Consider the following 20,184-nt stretch of genomic DNA (forward strand, 5'->3'; position numbering starts at 1 on the left):
ATCACTTGGCGGTCATCGTGTACGCTATGAGGTACTACGCTTCAGCCTGACCCAGTCGTCCTTCAGCGGCGTGCCATTAGTGACCTGGAAGTGCGCGAAATAATCGTCGAAGACCTGGTCGACCTGGACATGGCCGACCATGCAGCGATGACGGGGCGTGGCATGGTAGACTTCGAGGATCTGCCCTACCTGCGCACCATCGGCCTGGCCGCCGCAGGCGACCTCGCCGCCCGCATACATTCGGACGATCTTGTCCCGCATGAAGAAGCTATGGCCGACGCCCTGCGCGAGGAGCGGCGTGCTACTGAACAGCAGAAGGCTTATTGTAGCGCCAATGCTCAGATGTTTCCGCATCGCCGTCTCTCCCCCTCTCGCGACGGACGCCTGCTTCCCGGGAATGGTGACCGGGGAAGACGGCGAACCGTCTGCATTGTCAAAGAACTGGCCCGCCGCGGGGGCGGCGGCGGGCCCTCAGCCCCCGGGGTTTTGTTCTCGGGGCTGGAAACCTCACATGTGGCTCATCGGCTTGTCGGCCATGGGCTTGGGGGCCTTCTTCTTGGGGGCCGGCTTCGCCTTTTTCATCGGCATCTCACAGCAGCCGCTCGCCGGCTTGTCGGCCATGCCCGATCCATTCGCCGCGGCGGATCCGCTGGACGTGCCTGCCATGCCGGGCATGCCCTGCTGTCCCTGTTGCTTCTGCATGCCGGACTGATGATCCTGCATCATCTGGTCGTGCATCTGCTGCCCGCCATGATCCATGCCCTGCTGGTGAGGATGAGACGGCGATGGCGTCGGCTGGGCGGCAGGGGGCGGCGTCGCGGGCGCCGACTGGGCCAGACCCGTGCCGGTGAGGGTCAAGGTCGCCAAGCAGCTGACCGCGGCGGTGAAAAGCGTCGTCTTTCGCATTGAAGGTCTCCGAAATGTTGTCCCTCTTGCCCGATCGAGGTTCCGATCCCGGCAATTCCGGCACTGCAATGCTGCAAACGGGATCTACTCTGTATACGTAAGTTACGAATCCGGCTCGATCAGCAGTGGTACTCGCTGGTTTACGCGGGTTGGATCATGGTGTCCGGGGTCAAGCAACTGCATGCCCGCGACCGGTCTTGCTGGTTCAGACCAGCCATAAAGGCAATTGGCCCGCCGTGGGGGAACGGCGGGCCAAAGCTTCGGCCGAACCATGCAGCTCAACTGCCCGTCACGGCTGTGGGCCAGCGGTCAACCCTGTCGCCGAACCTGGCTTCTTTGCCGGTTCAGCAACCGCCACGCGACATCCGCGACATGCCGGAGGCGCCATCCTGGTCCCGCGAGCCCTGCATCGCCATCCGATGCCCCTGCATCATCTGGCCGTGCATCTGTTCCTTGCCATGCCGCATGCCCTGCATGTGGGCGGTATCGGGTTGGGCGGGCGCCGGCTTGGCCTTGAGGGTCTCCTCAAGATCAGGCATGCCCGGCGGCATTCCGTCGGCGAGAACAGGCCCGGCGCCGACGGCAAGGATGCCGAGAGCTGCGAGCGAAACGATAACTGCCGTCTTTTTGCGCAAGTATCCATTCCTTCACGTCTGGGTTTTCGGTTCGACCGGGCAGATGCCCGGTCGACTGTCGCTCCTCTCGGAGCTTGCCCGTGAAATGGTGTCGCCTTCGGCCTAGCTGTATACGTAATATGCGAAGCCCGCCGCTCAGCCGGCCATATCCGCCATCATCCGGCAACTTGCGGCGCACTCCTTACAGGTAGCCGAACAACGAGCCATCTGCTGGTCCTCGGAATGACGGAGGCATTCCTGCGCGCATCGCTCGCAGGTCTCGGCGCAGGCGCGGCACAGGATCCGGTGGAAGGAGGATTGCCGCAGCATGGAGTTCGCCGTCGTCTGGCATATCTCGGCGCAGTCGGTCAGCATCGCGATCAGTGCGGCCGTCGCCAGAGCACCGCCCTGCTTCGTCAAATTGGTTGCAGTCTCCAGGCACATGCGGTGCGACGTGATGCATTGATCGACGCAGTCCGACATGGGCATCGCCATCCCCTCCATTGAACGGTGCTGCGCCGCCGCCGGAGCGGCCATCGCACCGGCCACCGCTAGGCCGGCGCCCGCCATCAGCAATTCGCGTCTTTCGATCATCATCATGCTCCCATCTGCTCTTTCACCGCTGGCGTTCCACCTCGGGACGCTGCGTCAGTCTTCGGCGACGAACCATCCGATGCGTCGCGCGCCTTCTCCCGCGCCATCCGGGTTTCCTCCCACGGCCAATGGCCGTTGATTTCGACCCCGAGCGAGATGCTGAGGAAAGTGCGGACCAGCACGAGACCGGCAAGCACGATGAGATCATCGAGCGTGGGGTTAATCACCAGCGACTTGACGATGTCGCCCGCGACCAGGAATTCGAGACCGAGCAAAATGCTGCGGCCTAGGGCGGAGCGGAACGCACTATAGGCTTCCGTCCGATCGCCAGCCCTTGCCCGCCTTGCAAACAGCACCGTCGCCAACGCAGCGCCGACGAGGATCGTCAGCGTCCCCGCGAGCTCGAGACCGATCACCGCGAACCGGAAGAAGGCGCTCAGCCATCCCGCTTCAATGGTGATCATACCAGCCTCGCCGGCGGATATTGTTGAAGCTGTCGGTCGTGTGGCAGGCGTAGCATTGGTCGACGCGCGCCTTCCTGCCGGCGGCACGCTCCGAGACCATGCTGAAATGCTCCATGAAATGGCTTGGAGGCGCCTTGTGGCACTCGGAGCATTCGGTCGAATTGACCGACGGATGCCGGTAGTTCGCGATTTTCCAACTGTCGGTCTTGTGGCAGCTCGCGCAATCGGTGCCGAACAGTCCCTGGTGGGGATCGCGGTAGGAGTGGCAGCTCGCGCAGTTCAACCCGGCTTCGGGCGAGAAACCATGCGGATTGACCGCCGACCCGTCGAGGGGCTGCCGGAATAGCTTCGGGTCGAGCAGCGCTGCATGATTCATGCGGATGATGCCGCGATCGCCCTCATGCTCGACATGGCAGGATGTGCACTCGGTCGCGCGGGCATGGAACTGCGTCGATTGCTTGGAGCCGAAATCGGTTCCGGCATGGCAGGTCAGGCACGTCGTGGTTTCCACGCCCTTGCCCGGCGTATGACAGGCGGTGCATTGGCCGGCGAACGCCTGGTGGGCGCTCGACAGCGGACCCGGCGCCACGAGCCGCGCGACCAACCCCGCATCGGCCGGCGCGCTCGATCGCATCCGAACCGGAATCGCGATCACGATCGCCAGCAGGGCCGCGATGAACACGGCATAGAGGAGGCGTTGCCATCTCATAGCCAGCGCAGCCCGAAATAGATCGCGGCGCCCACGTGGAGCGCCAGCAGCGCATAGATGAGACAGGCCAGAAGGATGTGCAGGAGCCGCCATTTGGCGAACAGCGCGTTCGTCGCCTCTTCAGCCCGGATCGCAAATTCGGTGTCGGTGAGCGCCGCCGCGAGCGCCTCCCTGTCCTCGGGCAAGTCGACGGCCGGTGCGTCGCCCGCGACGAAGAAATAACGCTTCCAGCCCGACAGCGGCGCCTTGGTCCCAGCTGTTGCAGGTGGCGGGGCCGGCTCGTCGAGAAAGGCGGACCGCAGGGAAGCCAGCTCCGACTTGCGGCCTCTCAGCGCCTTGGCGATCTGGGCGAGGAGATAGCGGCCGATATACCCGGTGATGACTGTCATCAACAGGATAACGGTGAGGAGCAGGCCGACCGGGCTTTCGAACTTATGCGCGGCGTGCACCAGTCCCAGGATCGGCGCGAGCACGCCGGCATAGATGTGGATGGCGAGCAAGGTCGGCTTGCTCACGACATGCGAGAGTCCCTTGTCGACCCATTTGATATGCTTGGCTGCTACATAGGGAAGCGTCAGCACCATCAGCACCAGCGCCGCGATGCCGATGATCCCGCCCGCGAGACTGCCCGGAAACCGGGGCGAGACATGCACGAGATAGCCGAGCGGAAACAGCAGCAGAAAAGCGACCAGCAGGCCGACGATGAGGTCGCCCCGCTCGCGCATCAGGCTTCCACGACGAGCGGTGTGCCCGTTCCTTTGGCCTGACAGGCGAGGACATAGCCCTGTTCCTTGTCGGACGGCGCCAGGCCGGTTTCGACCTCCATCGTCACCTCACCCTCAAGCAGCTTGACGACGCAGACGCCGCACTGACCGACGCGGCAGGCATAGGGGATTTCCACACCCGCGCCTTCCGCCGCCTCGAGCACGGTCTCGTTGGCCGGAAGGGCCGCTGAAACGCCGGACACGGAGAAGGTCACGGTGCTCGGCGCCACCGCCGGCCCCGCAGGCTGATCCTGCGCGGGTGGGGATGCGGGCTTCACCTCGAGCTCGTCGGCATCGGCAGGCAGTGAGGCCGGGCCAAAGGCTTCGGTGTGCACTTGCGCTTCGGGCACGCCAAGCTCGGCAAGGATGGTGCGCATCGCGCCCATCATCGCCGGTGGACCGCACATATGGATGCGGCGGCTCGCAATCTCGGGAACCGCCGCCAGAATCATTTCCCGGGTGATCGGGCCTTCGGGTCCCATCCAGACAGTGCCGGGTGAGCGCTGCATGGCGGCTATGACGTGGAGGTTGGCGAAGCGGCGCTCGAGACGCTCGATCTCGTCCCTGAACACAAATTCTTCGGTGGAACGAGCGCCGTAGAAGAAGAAGATGTCACCATCCCAGGCCGTGTCGGTGAGATAGCGCAGCACCGACATCATCGGTGTGATGCCCACCCCGCCCGCGATCAGGACGATGCTCTGCGCATCGGTCCCCGTGAAAGTGAAGGCACCAAATGGACCGCTCACCTTCAGAAGGTCGCCTGCGGAAACCTTGTCGTGCAGATGGCGCGAGACGACGCCCTGCTCCTCGCGCTTGACCGTCAACTCGACATAGGCGCGCTGCGTCGGCGAGGATGCGATGGTATAGGACCGGCGCGCCGTCTTGCCGTCCTCGGGTTCCACCTCGACCTGCAGGAACTGGCCGGGGAGGAAATCGAACGGCAGCCGATCGGCCGCCGGATCGGCGAGACGGAAGGTCAGCACCGTCGGCGTCTCGCGGACGATCTGGACGACGCGCAGCTGCCCGGCCCAGCTTTTCGGCTTGCGCAGCGAGGCGCCGGCTGGCGGTGCGGCGTTGCTGGGCGCAAGCGCCACGACGTCCGGCGCGGACGGCGCCGCGAGTTTGCCGGCAATCGGAGCAGCCACCGGCGACGCCGACGCCGGCGATTTGACGGCACCTCCGCCGACGATCGCGCCGATCCGCCGCAGGCGGAACATCTGCAATGCGATCAACGTGGCGCTGACGAGCGCCAGGAAGATCATGAGCAACAGATGCGAAGGGGAGATGCCGAACCAATGGTTGGCATGTCCGGGTGAAGGCTCGTCCAGATCGAGCTGGTCGCGAAACCAGGAAAGGCCCACGTCCTGGGGCGGCTGCAGGCCCCCGATCGCGCCCTGTGCGGCGGAGCCCGCGCGGAACATATCGGTGCCCTCGCGCAGGCGCTGGGCCGCATCAAGCCGGGCCGAAACCGTCGTCGCACGTGCTCCCTCGGCGGACGCGGCGTTGATCATCGCCAGGCCTGTGTTGACCCGTTCGCTGGCCTGTGACGCCACACGCTGCCGGGCTGCTTCATCGAGCGCCGGAAAGGCGAGCAGCTGCGAGAAGAAGGCCGACCGCCGAGAATCGTGGCCGTGCTCATTCTCTCCCTCGCCGTTGATCATGCGCTCCATCATGGAGTCCATCATCTTCGCCATGTCGGTGGAGCCCGGCGCCGCCGGAGCAGACATGGCGCCACCCGTCGGCATCGAGGCTGTACCCGTGTCCCCACCATGATGGGCTGCATGATCCTCGCCTTCCTGCGCGCTGACGCTCGTGGAGACGCTCAGGGCGAGCACGAGCCAAAGGCTGCAGCGGCGCAGGCTGATCCGGTTGCGCATCCCCTTCCCCTTTTGCGCGCCTACATATCTTTCATCGGCATCGCCGAATTCGTCGGCGCCGCGTCGGTTGCCGGTGCGCTCTGGTTCATGCCGCCCGCTCGCATCGCATCATGGTCCATGGCCTGACGGTGATGTCGGTCCATCTCCTCCTGACTGTTCATCTCATGCGCGGAATCCGTGGCACCATCGTTCATCGTGTCGGTCGGGGCGGCGGCGGCGACGCTGTTCTCCGCGGCCGGCACCGTCTGATCGCTTTTGCGGTCGCAGCCGGCGAGCGCGAGCGCCACCAGCAAGCTCCCGCCGGCAACGGGAAGAAAGGTCTTGGCATGTCTGATCATGGCTTGTTCCTTCTCTCTGGAAACGTCCGGGCGGCAGACTGCCGCCCCGACCGGCTCATTCCGCGTTACGGAGAATCCGAAGGCACTGGTCGTGCGAGAGGTTCATGGGATTGCGGCCCTGGCCCTTCATCTCACGATGGTCATGGGGCGTCTGGAGACCCATATTGCTCTCCATCGCCCGGCAGCTCTCCACCTGTGCGCTCGTGGGCCGTGTGGTCACACAGGCTCCCAGAAGTAACGCCGGAACTGTTACGGCGATGATATACCTTTTCGTCATGATAAGACCCCTTTCGGTAGCGGTGATCGTTCTTCCTGCGCTGCTTCGTCTTTTGTTTTTTGTCGTTGGTCCTTCCGTCTTGCCGTCAGGAAGGCGAGGATCGGGCAATCGGAAACTGGCACCTCGCCCGGGCACTCGTCGGCAAGCATCCGAAGCATTTCGCGGATGTCGGACAGACGCTTGAGCCGGGCCTCGGTGTCACTGATCTTGGCGTGCGTGATGTCGAGCACGGCTTGTGCACTGGAGGTGTCGGAAGCCCTGAGTTCCAGCAGCTGCCGAGCTTGCTCGAGAGTGAAACCGAGTTCCTGTGCCGAACGGATGAAGTTGACGCGCTCGAGATCCGTCTCATTGTACAGCCGATAGCCCGCTGCCGTTCGCTCTGGCGCACGCAACAGACCCATCCGCTCGTAATAGCGGATCGTGTCACGCCCCACGCCTACGGCCGCGGCCAGTTCGCCGATCTTGAAATTTCCCATGACATCCGCTCGATTATGCCGGTGGGACCGTGGTCCTGGGTCAAGCAGTTTTACTGCGACCCCGAATGGCCCCGTTTAGGCCACCGGCGCCAGGCCAGCCGGCGGTCTACCCGACATCCTCGCCGTCGGGCAGCTCCTGCCGGCCGGTCGCCGGAGGCACGGTCAGTTCTTGCGAAGCTCGACGACGTCGTGCTTGGCCGGTGTGCCGTCCGCGACGGTCACATGGGCAAAGTGATCGTCGTAGATGTGATTGATCCTCACATGACCGACGAATTGCCGGCGGAATGCCGGACCCGTGCCCTTATAGGAACCGCCCGGTACGGGGACGTTCCGATACACGTCGAGAACCTGACCGACCTCCGCACCATCGGCTTTTCCGATGCAAACAACCGGACCGGTCTCATCGGTACCAACGATCGAACCGCGCATGAACCATGTGTGGCCAATACCTTGCGCGGCGGCCGGGACTGCCGATAGCAGGGCCAAACCCGCTGCCGCAAGCATCACTGCTTTCATGTCGAACTCCTTTATTAGCTGAGTGCGAACCTCTCGGCTATCTCGTTCGGAGCGGCGGTGGAGGTTCAGCTCCGGCCGCGGCTCCGACCGACGCCAGGTCGTGTCAGTTGCTGCGGCGCAGCTCGACGATGTCGTGTTTTGCCGGCGTCCCATCCTTCACCGCGACGTGCGCGAAGTGATCATCGTAGATGTGGTCGACGGTCACATGCCCGACAAGCTGACGATGGTAGGTCGGCCCGGCGCCCTTCGAAGGACCAGGATGGGTCACGACACGATAGACTTCCAGCGTCTGGCCGACTTCGGCGCCATCGCTCTTGCCGATGCAAACGATCGTGCCCTGGGCATCCGCGCCCACGATCGAGCCACGCATGAAGAAGCTGTGCCCGATACCCTGAGCCATCGCCGGAACGGCGGCAAGCATCGAAATTCCGGCCAGCGCGGCCATGAGCGACTTCTTGATCATATTCTCCTCCTTCAGTAGATATTGACACCACCGCCGGGAAAGCGAGGGGAAGAACTTCTCTTCAAGCGTCGGAGTACGGTCCCAGGTCCAGCCTCGATATACGTATAGGCCGCAGCACTTGGTCAGGCGGTTGCCGAAGAGGTCGCCTGCCGCGACGGTGCAACCCGATCGTCTCGATCTACCGTCCATCCTCGGAGGAGGGGCGAATCTTGGCAGGCCTGCGCTGATGCTTGCCGGGAGCTAGCTGCTATGCAAACATCAGTGGAGTGCCGGGGTGCTGGGCGATGCAGGAGGACGGCGCAGCGCCTGCTCTATTGCTTGTGGATGGCGGTCACTTTCCCGGCGCTGCCGGTCAACATAAGGTCGAAATCGACCTTGTCGCCGACCTTCGCCGCATCGATGATCGCAGGCGCCGCCTTGAACGCCATGGTCATCGACGGCCACTTGGCTTCGGGGATCGGGCCGTGGTCGAGCGTAATCGTGCCCGCCACCTTGTCGATGGCGGTAACCGTGCCATGACCCTTGGCCATGATCGGCGCAGCCGCCGGTGCCATCGCCACGTTGCCCATGTCGCCGCTCATGGCTGCGGTGGCAGGCGTCGCCTGGTTGGTCTCGGCCGCAACCGGCGTTTCCGCCCTCTTGCCGCACGCGGCGGTCAGGGCGGTGAGGCCGAGGGCAATGGTCAGTCTTGCATGCTTCATGGTCTTCTCCTGCATGATGAAACGGGTTGAGTGATCGGCTTGGTTTTCGGACGGCGCAGCAACAGATAGGCGGCGGGAAGGACGAACATCGAGAGCAGCGGCGCGGTCAGCATGCCGCCGATCATCGGCGCGGCGATCCGGCTCATCACCTCGGAGCCGGCGCCCGATCCTAGCAGGATCGGCAACAGCCCCGCGAGGATCACCGCGACCGTCATCGCCTTGGGACGGACGCGAAGCAGCGCGCCTTCGCGCACTGCCGCCTGAACCTCGGCCGCATCAGGATCGGCATGGCGCTCCTCCAGTGCGTTCTTGAGGTAGATCAGCATCACCACGCCGAACTCGGCGGAGACGCCAGCCAGCGCGATGAATCCGACGCCGGTCGCAACCGACTGGTTGAAGCCGAGCAGGTAGAGCGTCCAGATCCCGCCGGTGAGCGCGAACGGCAGTGTGCCCATGATCAGCGCCGCCTCGTCGAACCGGCCGAAGATCATGTAGAGCAGCACGAAGATGATCAGCAGCGTCGCCGGCACGACAAGCTTCAGCTTGTCGACCGCCCGCTGGAGATATTCGAACTGGCCGGAATAGGTGATGCTGACGCCGGGCGAGAGCCTGACCTGTTTCGTCACCGCGCGCTGGATGTCGCCGACAACCGAGGCGAGGTCGCGTCCACGGACATCGACATAGACCCAGGTCGAAGGCCGGGCATTCTCGGTCTTGAGCATCGGCGGCCCTTCGGCGATCGATACATTGGCCACGGTGCCGAGCGTGATCTGCTGGCCGGATGGGGTCAGAACCGGGAGCGTCCTTAGCCCTTCGAGGCTGTCGCGCAATTCGCGCGGATAGCGCACGCTGATCGGATAGCGCGCCAGCCCCTCGACCGTCTCTCCGATGGTCTCGCCGCCGATCGCACCCGAGATGATCTGCTGGACATCGGCGATGTTGAGCCCGAACCGGGCGGCAGCAGCGCGGTCGATATCGACATCGATATAGCGCCCGCCGGTCAGCCGCTCGGCGAGCGCCGAACTGACCCCCGGCACGGTTTTCGCCACCGTCTCGACGTCATGGGCGATGCGGTCGAGCTGGATAAGGTCGGCTCCAGAGACTTTGACCCCGATCGGGCTCTTGATGCCGGTCGCCAGCATGTCGATCCGATTGCGGATCGGCGGCACCCAGACATTGGCGAGGCCAGGGAGCTTCACTGTCCGGTCCAGCTCATCGACCAGTTTCTCCGGCGTCATCCCCGGCCTCCACTGGTCGCGCGGCTTGAACTGGATCGTCGTCTCGAACATTTCGAGCGGCGCGGGGTCGGTGGCGGTTTCGGCGCGCCCGGCCTTGCCGAACACGCTCTCCACCTCGGGGACGGTCTTGATCAACCGGTCGGTCTGCTGGAGCAGTTGCGAGGCCTTCGCCGCCGATAGGCCGGGCAAGGCTGACGGCATGTAGAGCAGGTCGCCCTCGTCGAGGTTGGGCATGAACTCGCCGCCAAGCCGAGAGAGCGGCCAGGCGGTGGTCGCGAACACCAAGGCCGCGATCAGCAGCACGGTCTTGGGCCGCTGCATCGTCCAGTCGATCGCGGGCCGGTAGAGGTTGGTCAGCCAGCGATTGACCGGATTGGCCTGCTCGGCCGGGATGCGCCCCCGGATCAGCCAGCCCATCAGGATCGGCACCAGGGTTACCGACAGAATCGCGGCTGACGCCATCGCATAGGTCTTGGTGAAGGCGAGCGGTGCGAACAGCCGGCCTTCCTGCGCCTCCAGCGTGAACACCGGAATGAACGACAGCGTGATGATCAGCAGGCTGAAGAACAGGGCTGGCCCGACCTCGGCGGCGGCTTCGGTGACGACGATCCAGCGCATCTCGCCCTCGAGATGCTTGTCCGGGTGATCCTGCTCCCAGCGCTCGATCTTCTTGTGGGCATTCTCGATCATCACCACCGCGGCGTCGACCATCGCGCCGATGGCGATGGCGATCCCGCCCAGCGACATGATGTTGGCGTTCACCCCCTGGAACCGCATCACGACGAAGGCGGCGAGCACACCCAAGGGCAGCGTGAGGATCGCGACCAGGGCCGAGCGGACGTGCCAGAGGAACAGCCCGCAGACGATTGCGACGACGATGAACTCCTCGATGAGCTTGTGGGTGAGGTTCTCGACAGCACGATCGATGAGCTGCGAACGGTCATAGACCGTCACCAACTCGACGCCGGCCGGCAGGCTCTTCCTGAGATCGGTGAGCTTGTCCTTGATTGCCGCGATCGTTTCGCGGGCGTTCTTGCCCGAACGGAGGATGACGACGCCGCCGGCGACCTCGCCTTCGCCGTTCAGCTCGGCGATACCGCGCCGCATCTCGGGGCCGATCTGGATGGTGGCGACATCGCCTAGCCGCACCGGCACGCCGCCGGCCGCCGTCTTCAGCGGGATCGCCCGGAAATCGTCGAGCGACTTCAGATAGCCCGAGGCGCGGACCATATATTCGGCCTCGGCCATCTCCAGCACCGAGCCGCCTGCTTCCTGATTGGCTTGTCTGATGGCATCGACGGCCTGGGCGTGGGTGACGCCGTAGGCGGCGAGCTTCACTGGATCGAGCAGCACTTGATATTGCTTGACCATGCCGCCGATGCTGGCGATCTCGGCGACACCGGCCACCGTCTTCAATTCGTAGCGCAGGAACCAGTCCTGAAGCCCGCGAAGCTGCGACAGGTCGTGACGACCGCTGCGATCGACCAGCGCATATTCATAGACCCAGCCGACCCCGGTGGCGTCGGGGCCGAGCGCGCTGCGGGCGCTAGTCGGGAGCCGTCCCTGCACCTGGTTGAGATATTCGAGCACACGGCTGCGCGCCCAATAGAGATCGGTGCCGTCCTCGAAGATCACATAGACGAAGCTGTCGCCGAAGAAGGAATAGCCGCGCACCGTCTTGGCGCCGGGCACCGACAGCATCGTGGTGGTGAGCGGATAGGTGACCTGGTTCTCGACGATCTGCGGCGCCTGCCCCGGATAGGAAGTGCGGATCACGACCTGCACGTCGGAGAGATCGGGTAGCGCATCGATCGGGGTCGAACGCACCGCCCATAGCCCGGCGCCAACCAGCGCCAGCATGCCGATCAGGACAAAGAAGCGGTTGCGGACCGACCAGCGAATGAGGTGAGCGATCACTGGCCCGCCACCTGGGCCATGCGCCGCACAGTCGGTCCTGCAGGCGGTCGATCGAAGCCGAAGCGAACACGGTCGCCCGTCTTCAGGCCACGCGCGATGGATGCATCGGGAAGTTGGAAGGTCATTGTCATCGCCGGCCAGCCGATGGCGGGCACCGGCTCATGGCTGAGCGTCACTGAATTGGCGGTGACCTGCTCGATCTTGCCGACGGTCTCGTAAAGCGTCGCCGTAGCGGCGGGCTTGGCAACTGCTGGCGGAGTAGCCCCGCCGATCGGCCGCGCCTGCACGCCAGAGAGGCTGGCCTCGGAATCGATCAGAAACTGGCCCGAGGCGACGATCTTTTCGCCTTCGCTGAGGCCAGCCAGGATCTCGGTGTCGTCACCGGCCTCCCTTCCGGTTTGCACCTCGGCCGGCCGGTAGCGCCCCTTGTCGAGCGCGAGCATCACCAGGGTCCGCTTGCCGGTGCGGATCAGCGCTTCGGACGGCACCAGCAGCGCCGGTTGCGTGGCTCCGCCGAACGACACGGTCGCGAACATGCCCGGGCGCAGGCGTCCGCCGCGATTGGGCAGTTCGATCCGCACGGTCAGCGTCCGGCTGTCGGCCCGGGTCTGCGGCAGGATCGCGGAAACACGGCCCGACAAGGTCTCGCCGGGAAATGCTGCGAGCGTTGCCTGCACGGATTGTCCGGGTCTGAGCGGACCGGCGATCGCCTCGGGTACGGCGGCATTGAGCCAGACCGTGCCGAGGCCGTTAACCTCGGCGAGCGTCTGTCCCGCCGCCATCGTCATCCCTGCGCGCACATCCAATGTCTTGATGACCCCGCCGGTCGGCGTTGAGATTGTGATGACATTGTGCGGCCGTCCCGCTCGCTCGACCGAAGCGATCGTGCCAGACGGCATGCCGAGCAGCATGAGTCGCTGGCGCGCCGCCTGGATCAGCGCCGCGTTGCCGGGACGGCGCACCGCAAGAAATTCGGCCTGCGCACCACCCCATTCCGGCACCAGGATATCGGCAAGCGGCGCCCCCGCAGCGACCACGTCTCCCGGCGCGCGACCATAAACCCGTTGCACGAACCCGCCCGCGCGGGCCTGCACGATCGCGACATCGCGCTGGTTGAAGTCGATCGTGCCGGTAGCGGTGAGACTGCTCGCCAGTTCGCCGCGCCGGACTGTCACCGTGCGGAGTCCCAGCGTTTGCGACGTCGCCGGATCGATCCGCACGCCGGGCACGTCGCTGCCGCCTTCATCCGCATATTTGGCGACAAGCTGCATATCCATGAACGGCGATTTGCCCGGCTTGTCGAAATGCTGCGACGGCACCATCGGATCATACCAGTAGAGCACCTTGCGGCCGGCGTCGGCGCCCGGGGCTGCTGACGGGCTATCGGTCAGATGGCTTGTCCAGCGCGCGATCCCATAGCCGCCCGCTCCCGCAACCAGGGCGAGGACGAGACCGGCGGCCGCGAGGCGCGGCCGGATCGGGGAAGCGGCTTCATTCATTGGTCGGCGCTCCGATAGGTGAGGGTCAGCCGGGCGCCGTCGGCGGCGACCAGGGCTTCGCGGTCGAGGACAGTGAGAGTGGCGTCGGCGAGCGCGGCATAGGCGTCGGCGATATCGACAAGGCTGGCGCGCCCGGCGCCGTAGCTGGCGGTCTCCAGCCTGACCCGCTGCTCGGCGAGCGGTTGCAGCGTGTCCCGCGCGCGCATCCACTGCTCATGATGCATGACATGGTCGGCGAGATCGGCATCGAGGTCGGCGGCGAGCGCACGCCGGGCCGCTTCACGCTCCGCCAGTATCCGCCCGGCAGTGGCCTGGGCCGCGGCGATCCCGGCATTCTGGCGATTGCGGGTGAAGAACGGCAGGCTGACCGTCACGCCGGCCGAGACATAGTCGCCGAACCGGGGATCGCGGCGTTGATACGCGACATTCACACCGAAGTCGGAGCGCCGGCCGGCATCGGCCAAGCGCACATCGGCATCCGCCTGGCCGGCCTTGGCATCGATCATCAGCATAGTAGGAAGGCGATCGAGCCCTGCGCGCAGGGCTGCTGCATCGACCGCAAAATAGGGAATTGGCCCAGTAATTTCGGGGGCTGGATCGCCTGTCCAGCGGGTCAGCATCGCGCGTGCCCGCGCCACGTTCGACACCAGCTCGCTCCGGCGATCCTGCATGGCGGCAACGGCCTGCCGCCCGGCGAGGGTCTGCGCTGGCCGTGCGTTGCCCGAGGCGACTGCGCCTGGCGTCGTTCCCACCACCTGCTCGAGGCGGGACAGGACATCGTCGAGCGCGGCGAGCCTGCGTTCGGCATAGGCCAGATTGATCCAGGCCAGCGCGGTGCCAACCTCAACAGTGCGCGCCTCGACCGCGGTATCGGCCTCGGCCGCCTTGATGTCGCTATCGGCGCGCGCCTGCTGCGCGTGTCGCTTGGCGAGATTGGGAATATCCTGGGACACCCCGACCCGCGCCATCGTGAAATCGTCGCGCTGCGGCTCGAACGCGAGCGGGCCCGAGATCGGGAAGCTCTCGATACTCACCCCAAGCGTCGGATCGGGCAGCGCGCCAGCCGCGCCGCGCGTGGAACGCGCGGCATTGGCGCCGAGCACGTTGGCCTTGATCGACGGCGCCTCCTGCCGGGCGCGCTGGAGCGCGGCTTCGAAGGTGAGCGGACCGGCGAGCGCAATGCCGGGGATTGCCGCGAGCAGCGGCAGGCAAAGAAACAATCGCATGGAAATCTCCTGATCGGACGATCAGGCCGGCATCGCGCACTATGGCAGGCACATCAGCGGCGGCAGAATGGGGGGCATCCCGCCGCCACTACTGGCCTAGCCGTCTATGCGACCTGAAGCGGCCAGAACCTGTGCCTAACCGGCCGAAGAGGCCGACGAAGGCAATGCCATGCTGTGCATCTGCTTCATGCAATCAGCAGCGCCGGTGCTGCTCATCTTCATCATGTCGCAGTCGCAGCTTGCCACCCGCGCGTTATGGGGCACCCAGACGCGTCGCTGGGCCGGTCCCGTGGCACGCGGGCCATATTGCGGAACCGACTTCCACTCATAATGGCCGGACTGTTGGCTGTGGTCGGGCTGGCCGGCGAAGGCGGTGGCCGGTGCGGCGAGGGCTACTCCCAGCAGGGCATAGAAAACACGGTTCTTCATGACTGTAATCCTTTGGCAAATCATCGTGGTGGCCGCAGGTCCGACAGGATGTTTCGATGCGCGACGCGCGCACCGATCCTGTCAGCCTGAAGGCCGGGTTCGATCAGTCAAGGAGAGTCGGTGGTTCCGGTTCGGGAGTAAGGTCGCTGCCGCGCAGGACCGTTGTGGTCGTCCAGAATGCCAGGGTTGGACCTGCTTCGCGCGCCGCAAGCACCGGCGCGTCATTGCGCACGGCCATGGGAATGACGCAACCCATCGCGGCGATGCAGGCGAGCGTCATTCCCTTGCAGGGTTTCTCCGCGGGCTGTTGCTGCGCCATCATCTTCATGCAGTCTTCAGACATCCCGGAATCGGTCATCGCCGCCATCGCTATCGTCGCGGACACCGCAGGCGGGCCAGACGCAAAAGCGGTTTCCTGGCCGAGCAGACCGATCAGGGCTCCAAGCAGGAGAAGAAGATGAAGCGCACGTTTCACCATCATATCCGAATACGCTCATGTGAGAAGAGGAGCAAGATTCTAACTCAGTTTCCCGAGCAGGCGCCCAGTTGCGCCAGCTTCGGCGGCTAGATTACGGTTGTAAGCAAGCGGCATGCGCGGCGACTTCCAGCGCAACGCGTCCATGATGCCGGCAAGGTCCTCGCCGCTGGCGAACAGGTCCTGGTTGAGCCCGACCCGCGTCGAATGGGCGCTGATCCCCTTAAGCAGGCGGACTAAATCGTCGGCGGTGAGATCGGGCAACGCGCCACGGTCAAACGCGCGTTGGATCATCGCGCGGTAGATCGGGCCGACCGAAGCAGGATGGAGAGCGCCCTCCCCCACATCATACTCGACCCGGGCTGGCACCGCGGGCTTGGGCAAGGTTTTGCGCAGATCCCACGCCTCGCGACTTGAGATGCTGTCGATACGGCGGCCCTTCACCGCCGGGCGCGCCTTGTAGCGCCGGACCTGCACGCGCCGGAACAGAGGCCCATGTTCGATCCCCGCGGCATCGCGCCATGCCGCGATCGCCGATACGGTGCGCGGGCTGAGATAGGCGGTCGCCCCCTCCCCTTCCTGGTCGCCCTTGTGGCGCAGGATCTGCAGCAGGCGCGCAGCAGGATCGATTGCCTCTTCGATATGCTCGATCGCGACCGCCACGAGCTCCGAGGCGCGCAGGCCGGTGTCGTAAGCAGTGGAGAGAAGGGCGCGGTCCCTGAGACCCGTCAAATTGTCGCCACAGGCCTCCAGGAGCGCCCTGATGTTGAGGCCGCGGGGTTTGTCCCGCTCGACGTCCTTGACCGGCCCCTTGAAGAGGGCATAGCGTGGAAGGTACGCTAAACAACGCTAAGGGAGAACAACCGAGGAACGCTTAGGCGGCGCGGCTGTCCGGCGGAAGATTGAGGGCCTTGCGGCCAGCGGAAGCGGCGGCTCGATCCCAGAGGAAATCGCCGGAAAAGGCAATATGCTCCCAGCCAACCGGCGACGTATGGACAAGCAGATCATCGGGGACCGGGGCCGCTGCCGATCGCAGATGCTGGGCGGCGTCGGCCATGTAGATCGTGTTCCAATAGACGATCGCCGCGATGACTAGGTTGAGGCCTGATGCCCGATATTGTTGAGCTTCATGGCTGCGGTCGATGATGCGGCCCTGGCGGAAGGTGTAGATCGCTTGCGTCAGGGCATGGCGCTGCTCGCTGTTGTTAAGGCCGGCATGGCATCGCCGGCGCAGATCGGGATTTTCAAGCCAGTCCAGCATGAACAGGGTCCGTTCGATCTTGCCGATCTCCTGTAGTGCGACGTCGAGCTGGTTCTGCCGTTCGTAGGCGGCGAGCTTTCGCAGCATGACCGACGGCGCGACGTGGCCAGCCTTGATCGACCCCACGAGGCGCAGCACGTCGTCCCATTGTTCATTGATGATGTCGGTGCGGATACGCTTGCCCAACAACGGGGCGATGGACGGATAGGCCGAAACCGGCGCGATCGGCGCAAGCCGCCTGTCCGGAAAGTCGCGCAGGCGCGGGCAGAAGCGAAATCCCAGCATCGCGCACAGGGCGAAGACATGATCGGTCGCTCCGCCGGTGTCGGTGTAATGCTCGACGATCCTGAGATCGGTGCCATGGCTGATGAGGCCGTCGAGGACATAGGGCGCTTCATGCGTGGCGGCCGAGATCACATTGACGTGGTAGGGCCCGCGCTGATCGGAAACATGGGTGTAGAAGCTGAAGCCATGATCGACGCCATAGCGGGCGTTGATGTCGCCGCCCGATGCGCCGCGCTTCGCGCCCCTGAAGAACTGACCATCGGAACTGGACGTTGTGCCGTCGCCCCATACCCGCGAGAATGGCAGGCGGTGGTGCGCGTTGATGAGGACGGCGAGCGCCGCGCGGTAGCTCTCGTCGCGGATATAGGCGTCATGGGTCCATAGGAGTTGATCGCGCGTGACGCCCTGGCTCGCGGCGGCCATGCGCGACAGGCCGAGATTGGTGGCGTCGGCGAGGATCGTGGCGAGCAGCGCATTTTCATTGGGACATAGCTCGCCGGTGCGCAGGTTGGTGAACGCCGAAAGAAAGCCAGTTTCCTGCGCCACCTCATGTAGCAGTTCGGTGATACGGATGCGTGGCATCATCGCATCGAGCCGGTCGGCCAGGGCTTCGGCGTCGGGCGTTGCGATCGTGCGAACGGGGGATATCTGGAGGCGGCCGTCGCGGTATCGCACACCCTCCAGAGCGTCGCGCTTCAGGCTCCGGGCGAATTTCTTCAGCCGCCAGTCCAGTTCGCGGCCCCGCTGTTCGAGCCATTCGCCGGCTGTGGGTGGCAGACCAAGAGCCGACACGATCGGCTTGGCCTTCGGTTCGCTTAGCAGGTAGCTGTCGAACTGGCGGTATCCCGTCGATCGTTCCACCCAGACATCACCGGAGCGCAGCTTGTTGCGCAGATGCGCGATAGTCGCGATTTCCCAGAGCCGCCGATTGATCTTGCCGTCATCGCCCATGACGATTTTCTGCCATTCCTTGCGGAAGGGCATCGGAGCGTCGGCAGGCAGATCGCGCTTGCCCGACCTATTGAGGTCGCGCAGCATCTCGATAGCGGCAATCGTTTTCGCGCTGCCCTTTCCGGCCCTGAACTGCAGCGCTTCAAGCAGATCAGGGGCGAACTTGCGCAACGTCGCATAGCGGTCGGCCGCGACCCTCAGCGGATCAAGATTGGCGGTTTCCGCGATCGTCGCCACTTCCGGTCTGGCCTTCAGGAGGGTGTGCCATCCTACTGAGGCATCCAGGACCTCCATAGGATCTTCGCCAGTATCGACTGCATCGGTGAGCGCGTCGATCGTCCTGCGGAAGATCAGCATCAGCCGGGCCACGTTCTTCGACGTGGCGGCATAGCTGCGCGCCTGGGCGTTCTTCGCGCGGGTGAAGATGCCGCCGATCAGCTTGTCCGCCATCTCCAGGGCGCTGTCCGTCAGCCGTTCTTCAAGATCGAGCAGGAAGGCAACGAGCGTGGCGCGTCGCCGGGAGGGAATATAGCGCTCGATCATATAGGCAGGCGACGCACGGCCTTCCCTGACATATTGCCGAAATCGGTCCGCGTGGATGCGGCCCGCGACGTCGGGGGAAATGCCGATCTTCCGCACCTGCCTCAGACGGTCGAGGATCTGGCGGACGTGATCGGGCTTGGCCGCGACGGGGATGGTCTTAAGCAAGGCGAGATGGCTCATGCCGCCGGCGGCGTCGAAGAGCTGATCGAGGGCCTGGACCTGTTCGGCGCTGAGATCGGCGATCAGGGCGTGGGCGGCCTGCTTGCGCGCGCGGGCACGTCCCGCGCTGCTGGCGCGTTCGATGGTGGAGATGGACGGCAGCAAAATCCGGGCCTCGCGCAGGGCGGTGACCACGCCCATCGCAATCGTCATCCCCTTGTCGGTCGCCCATGCCGTTCTCGCGGCCGCCTCGACCATGAAGGGAATATCGGCCCGGGTTGGCCCCCGAAGCCCCAAACGCGCCGCCAGCTCACGGGCATGATCCGTCATTGTCTGATCCCGCGCCGCATAGTTGGCCAGCTCGGTTACGTGCAGACCAAGTTGCTCCGCGACGAAAGCGGCGAGATCATGGGGTATTGCTCCCCTGTCCTGTATCAACTGCGCAAGCGTGATGCCCGGGTGCCGCAGGAGCGCGAGTTGCAGCGCCACGCCCAACTGGTTCCGTCGCTCCCGTCGCGCGCCGATGATCTCGATATCGGAAGGCTCGAAGGTATAGAGCCGGGCCAAATGGTCGCGATCGGTCGGGATGGCGAGTATCTGATCGCGTTCGCTCTCGGTCAGGAGTTGATGCTTGCGCTTCGTCATGCCGTTTCCTGTCCACAAAAGGTCATCTGGGCCTATGGACAGCGAGGAGTAAAGAGACATAGTATGTGGACGGATATGGGTGGGGCGCAGCGGCTGCCCTCCATAGCGTCCACAGAACGACCGTTTGGGAGACGTGCGGCATGGGTGATATTCTGGGCTATGCCCGCGTCAGCACCGGCGATCAGGACGTTGCGGGCCAGACCATGCGTCTGGAGAAGGCTGGCGCCATCAAAATCTTCACCGATGTCATTTCAGGTAAGAGCATGGAACGGCCCGGTCTGGCTGAGCTAATCGCCTATGCCCGCAAGGGTGACACGCTGGCGGTGGTCCGCCTCGATCGGCTTGGGCGCTCGCTTGCCGAACTTCTCACCACGGTTGAGACGCTACGCGGTCAGGGCATCGCGCTCCTGAGCCTTGAAGAAAAGATCGACACTTCGTCAGCTGCCGGCGAGCTCATCTTCCATGTGTTTGGGGCCATCGCCCATTTTGAGCGACGGCTGATTTCTGAGCGAACCAGAGATGGTATTGCCGCCGCCCGTGCTAAGGGCAAACAGCCTGGCCGTCAGCCGCTGGACATGTCCAAAGTGGATGCGGCCATCAAGCTGGTCGAAGCTCGTATCTCGCCTACCGAAGCAGCGCGGCAACTCGGCATCGGCCGATCGACCATTTATCGCGAAATGCGTAGGATGGGAATCGAACGGCCCGCCTGATTAAGCGCCCGTCCGTTCGCATCGAGCGTTCGCCATGCGTTCTCGCTTAGCGTTGTTTAGCGTACTTTCCACGCTATGCCCTCCATTGGGAATGGCAATCGCGCCCGACCCCCGGCCCGAACAAGTCCAACCTTCCCCAGCAGATCC

At 64.6% G+C, this 20,184-nt stretch carries 20 protein-coding genes and 1 pseudogene; 1 reads left to right on the forward strand and 20 read right to left on the reverse strand.

All coding sequences use genetic code 11. The features are described from left to right. Nucleotides 1-24 precede the first annotated feature (24 nt). The 20 genes and pseudogenes from GGR44_RS14485 to GGR44_RS14580 form a co-directional block, all read right to left on the reverse strand. Complete coding sequence (locus GGR44_RS14485; protein WP_043153208.1) at nt 25-354, reverse strand: hypothetical protein; 330 nt, start codon at nt 352-354, stop codon at nt 25-27. A 153-nt stretch (nt 355-507) separates the two neighbouring features. Then, entirely contained in the window at nt 508-867 is a 360-nt protein-coding gene (locus GGR44_RS14490) for a hypothetical protein (RefSeq protein ID WP_246344695.1), read from the reverse strand. A gap of 383 nt (nt 868-1,250) precedes the next feature. Then, on the reverse strand, nt 1,251-1,541 hold the full coding sequence (locus GGR44_RS14495; protein WP_021243996.1) for a hypothetical protein: 291 nt from the start codon (nt 1,539-1,541) through the stop codon (nt 1,251-1,253). A gap of 135 nt (nt 1,542-1,676) precedes the next feature. Continuing rightward, on the reverse strand, nt 1,677-2,117 hold the full coding sequence (locus GGR44_RS14500; protein WP_031290675.1) for a four-helix bundle copper-binding protein: 441 nt from the start codon (nt 2,115-2,117) through the stop codon (nt 1,677-1,679). Beyond that, the gene (locus GGR44_RS14505; protein ID WP_021243994.1) at nt 2,117-2,578 is read right to left on the reverse strand and encodes a DUF1622 domain-containing protein; all 462 of its coding nucleotides are present in this window, start codon (nt 2,576-2,578) and stop codon (nt 2,117-2,119) included. Before GGR44_RS14505 ends, GGR44_RS14500 begins: the two co-directional genes overlap by 1 nt. After that, nucleotides 2,565-3,260 (reverse strand): cytochrome C, encoded by a 696-nt coding sequence (locus GGR44_RS14510; RefSeq protein WP_343052354.1) that lies wholly within the window; start codon nt 3,258-3,260, stop codon nt 2,565-2,567. Before GGR44_RS14510 ends, GGR44_RS14505 begins: the two co-directional genes overlap by 14 nt. A gap of 23 nt (nt 3,261-3,283) precedes the next feature. Then, entirely contained in the window at nt 3,284-4,012 is a 729-nt protein-coding gene (locus GGR44_RS14515; RefSeq protein ID WP_021243992.1) for a hypothetical protein, read from the reverse strand. Then, nucleotides 4,012-5,928 (reverse strand): 2Fe-2S iron-sulfur cluster-binding protein, encoded by a 1,917-nt coding sequence (locus tag GGR44_RS14520; protein WP_183956208.1) that lies wholly within the window; start codon nt 5,926-5,928, stop codon nt 4,012-4,014. Before GGR44_RS14520 ends, GGR44_RS14515 begins: the two co-directional genes overlap by 1 nt. 20 nt (nt 5,929-5,948) lie before the next feature. Further along, entirely contained in the window at nt 5,949-6,266 is a 318-nt protein-coding gene (locus GGR44_RS14525; RefSeq protein WP_021243990.1) for a hypothetical protein, read from the reverse strand. Nucleotides 6,267-6,539: 273 nt separating this feature from the next. Continuing rightward, nucleotides 6,540-7,019 (reverse strand): heavy metal-responsive transcriptional regulator, encoded by a 480-nt coding sequence (locus GGR44_RS14530; protein WP_183956209.1) that lies wholly within the window; start codon nt 7,017-7,019, stop codon nt 6,540-6,542. 162 nt (nt 7,020-7,181) lie between these two features. Continuing rightward, complete coding sequence (locus GGR44_RS14535) at nt 7,182-7,535, reverse strand: hypothetical protein (protein ID WP_246344696.1); 354 nt, start codon at nt 7,533-7,535, stop codon at nt 7,182-7,184. A 103-nt stretch (nt 7,536-7,638) separates the two neighbouring features. Further along, the gene (locus tag GGR44_RS14540) at nt 7,639-7,998 is read right to left on the reverse strand and encodes a hypothetical protein (RefSeq protein WP_183956210.1); all 360 of its coding nucleotides are present in this window, start codon (nt 7,996-7,998) and stop codon (nt 7,639-7,641) included. 311 nt (nt 7,999-8,309) lie between these two features. Beyond that, nucleotides 8,310-8,699 (reverse strand): copper-binding protein, encoded by a 390-nt coding sequence (locus tag GGR44_RS14545; protein WP_183956211.1) that lies wholly within the window; start codon nt 8,697-8,699, stop codon nt 8,310-8,312. Beyond that, nucleotides 8,696-11,854, reverse strand: coding sequence for a CusA/CzcA family heavy metal efflux RND transporter (locus GGR44_RS14550; protein ID WP_183956212.1), 3,159 nt, complete (start codon nt 11,852-11,854; stop codon nt 8,696-8,698). Before GGR44_RS14550 ends, GGR44_RS14545 begins: the two co-directional genes overlap by 4 nt. Then, nucleotides 11,851-13,353, reverse strand: a complete 1,503-nt coding sequence (locus tag GGR44_RS14555) for an efflux RND transporter periplasmic adaptor subunit (RefSeq protein ID WP_183956213.1) — start codon at nt 13,351-13,353, stop codon at nt 11,851-11,853. Before GGR44_RS14555 ends, GGR44_RS14550 begins: the two co-directional genes overlap by 4 nt. Further along, nucleotides 13,350-14,579 carry a TolC family protein gene (locus GGR44_RS14560; RefSeq protein ID WP_183956214.1) on the reverse strand — a complete coding sequence of 410 codons (1,230 nt, stop codon included), beginning with the start codon at nt 14,577-14,579 and terminating at the stop codon, nt 13,350-13,352. Before GGR44_RS14560 ends, GGR44_RS14555 begins: the two co-directional genes overlap by 4 nt. 135 nt (nt 14,580-14,714) lie before the next feature. Beyond that, entirely contained in the window at nt 14,715-15,008 is a 294-nt protein-coding gene (locus tag GGR44_RS14565; protein ID WP_183956215.1) for a hypothetical protein, read from the reverse strand. A 103-nt stretch (nt 15,009-15,111) separates the two neighbouring features. After that, nucleotides 15,112-15,489 (reverse strand): hypothetical protein, encoded by a 378-nt coding sequence (locus tag GGR44_RS14570; protein WP_246344697.1) that lies wholly within the window; start codon nt 15,487-15,489, stop codon nt 15,112-15,114. A gap of 36 nt (nt 15,490-15,525) precedes the next feature. Then, nucleotides 15,526-16,299 (reverse strand): annotated as a pseudogene (locus GGR44_RS14575) (site-specific integrase); the annotation flags it as partial. A gap of 58 nt (nt 16,300-16,357) precedes the next feature. Then, a complete protein-coding gene (locus GGR44_RS14580) occupies nt 16,358-19,327 on the reverse strand; it encodes a Tn3 family transposase (RefSeq protein WP_053556553.1) in 2,970 nt (989 codons plus the stop codon). Between the two features lie 140 nt (nt 19,328-19,467). Between GGR44_RS14580 and GGR44_RS14585 the strand changes: the two genes are divergently transcribed. Then, complete coding sequence (locus GGR44_RS14585) at nt 19,468-20,037, forward strand: recombinase family protein (protein ID WP_011607925.1); 570 nt, start codon at nt 19,468-19,470, stop codon at nt 20,035-20,037. Nucleotides 20,038-20,184 lie beyond the last annotated feature (147 nt).

The sequence above is a fragment of the Sphingobium fontiphilum genome, from assembly GCF_014196635.1.
GTDB classification, from domain to species: Bacteria; Pseudomonadota; Alphaproteobacteria; order Sphingomonadales; family Sphingomonadaceae; genus Sphingobium; species Sphingobium fontiphilum.

What these genes read in the sequence shown, in the direction of transcription:
- GGR44_RS14485 (WP_043153208.1), bottom strand. Translation starts at nt 354, where the DNA reads ATGCGGAAACATCTGAGCATTGGCGCTACAATAAGCCTTCTGCTGTTC.
- GGR44_RS14500 (WP_031290675.1), bottom strand. Translation starts at nt 2,117, where the DNA reads ATGATGATCGAAAGACGCGAATTGCTGATGGCGGGCGCCGGCCTAGCG.
- GGR44_RS14505 (WP_021243994.1), bottom strand. Translation starts at nt 2,578, where the DNA reads ATGATCACCATTGAAGCGGGATGGCTGAGCGCCTTCTTCCGGTTCGCG.
- GGR44_RS14515 (WP_021243992.1), bottom strand. Translation starts at nt 4,012, where the DNA reads ATGCGCGAGCGGGGCGACCTCATCGTCGGCCTGCTGGTCGCTTTTCTG.
- GGR44_RS14520 (WP_183956208.1), bottom strand. Translation starts at nt 5,928, where the DNA reads ATGCGCAACCGGATCAGCCTGCGCCGCTGCAGCCTTTGGCTCGTGCTC.
- GGR44_RS14525 (WP_021243990.1), bottom strand. Translation starts at nt 6,266, where the DNA reads ATGATCAGACATGCCAAGACCTTTCTTCCCGTTGCCGGCGGGAGCTTG.
- GGR44_RS14530 (WP_183956209.1), bottom strand. Translation starts at nt 7,019, where the DNA reads ATGGGAAATTTCAAGATCGGCGAACTGGCCGCGGCCGTAGGCGTGGGG.
- GGR44_RS14535 (WP_246344696.1), bottom strand. Translation starts at nt 7,535, where the DNA reads ATGAAAGCAGTGATGCTTGCGGCAGCGGGTTTGGCCCTGCTATCGGCA.
- GGR44_RS14540 (WP_183956210.1), bottom strand. Translation starts at nt 7,998, where the DNA reads ATGATCAAGAAGTCGCTCATGGCCGCGCTGGCCGGAATTTCGATGCTT.
- GGR44_RS14545 (WP_183956211.1), bottom strand. Translation starts at nt 8,699, where the DNA reads ATGAAGCATGCAAGACTGACCATTGCCCTCGGCCTCACCGCCCTGACC.
- GGR44_RS14555 (WP_183956213.1), bottom strand. Translation starts at nt 13,353, where the DNA reads ATGAATGAAGCCGCTTCCCCGATCCGGCCGCGCCTCGCGGCCGCCGGT.
- GGR44_RS14560 (WP_183956214.1), bottom strand. Translation starts at nt 14,579, where the DNA reads ATGCGATTGTTTCTTTGCCTGCCGCTGCTCGCGGCAATCCCCGGCATT.
- GGR44_RS14565 (WP_183956215.1), bottom strand. Translation starts at nt 15,008, where the DNA reads ATGAAGAACCGTGTTTTCTATGCCCTGCTGGGAGTAGCCCTCGCCGCA.
- GGR44_RS14570 (WP_246344697.1), bottom strand. Translation starts at nt 15,489, where the DNA reads ATGATGGTGAAACGTGCGCTTCATCTTCTTCTCCTGCTTGGAGCCCTG.
- GGR44_RS14580 (WP_053556553.1), bottom strand. Translation starts at nt 19,327, where the DNA reads ATGACGAAGCGCAAGCATCAACTCCTGACCGAGAGCGAACGCGATCAG.
- GGR44_RS14585 (WP_011607925.1), top strand. Translation starts at nt 19,468, where the DNA reads ATGGGTGATATTCTGGGCTATGCCCGCGTCAGCACCGGCGATCAGGAC.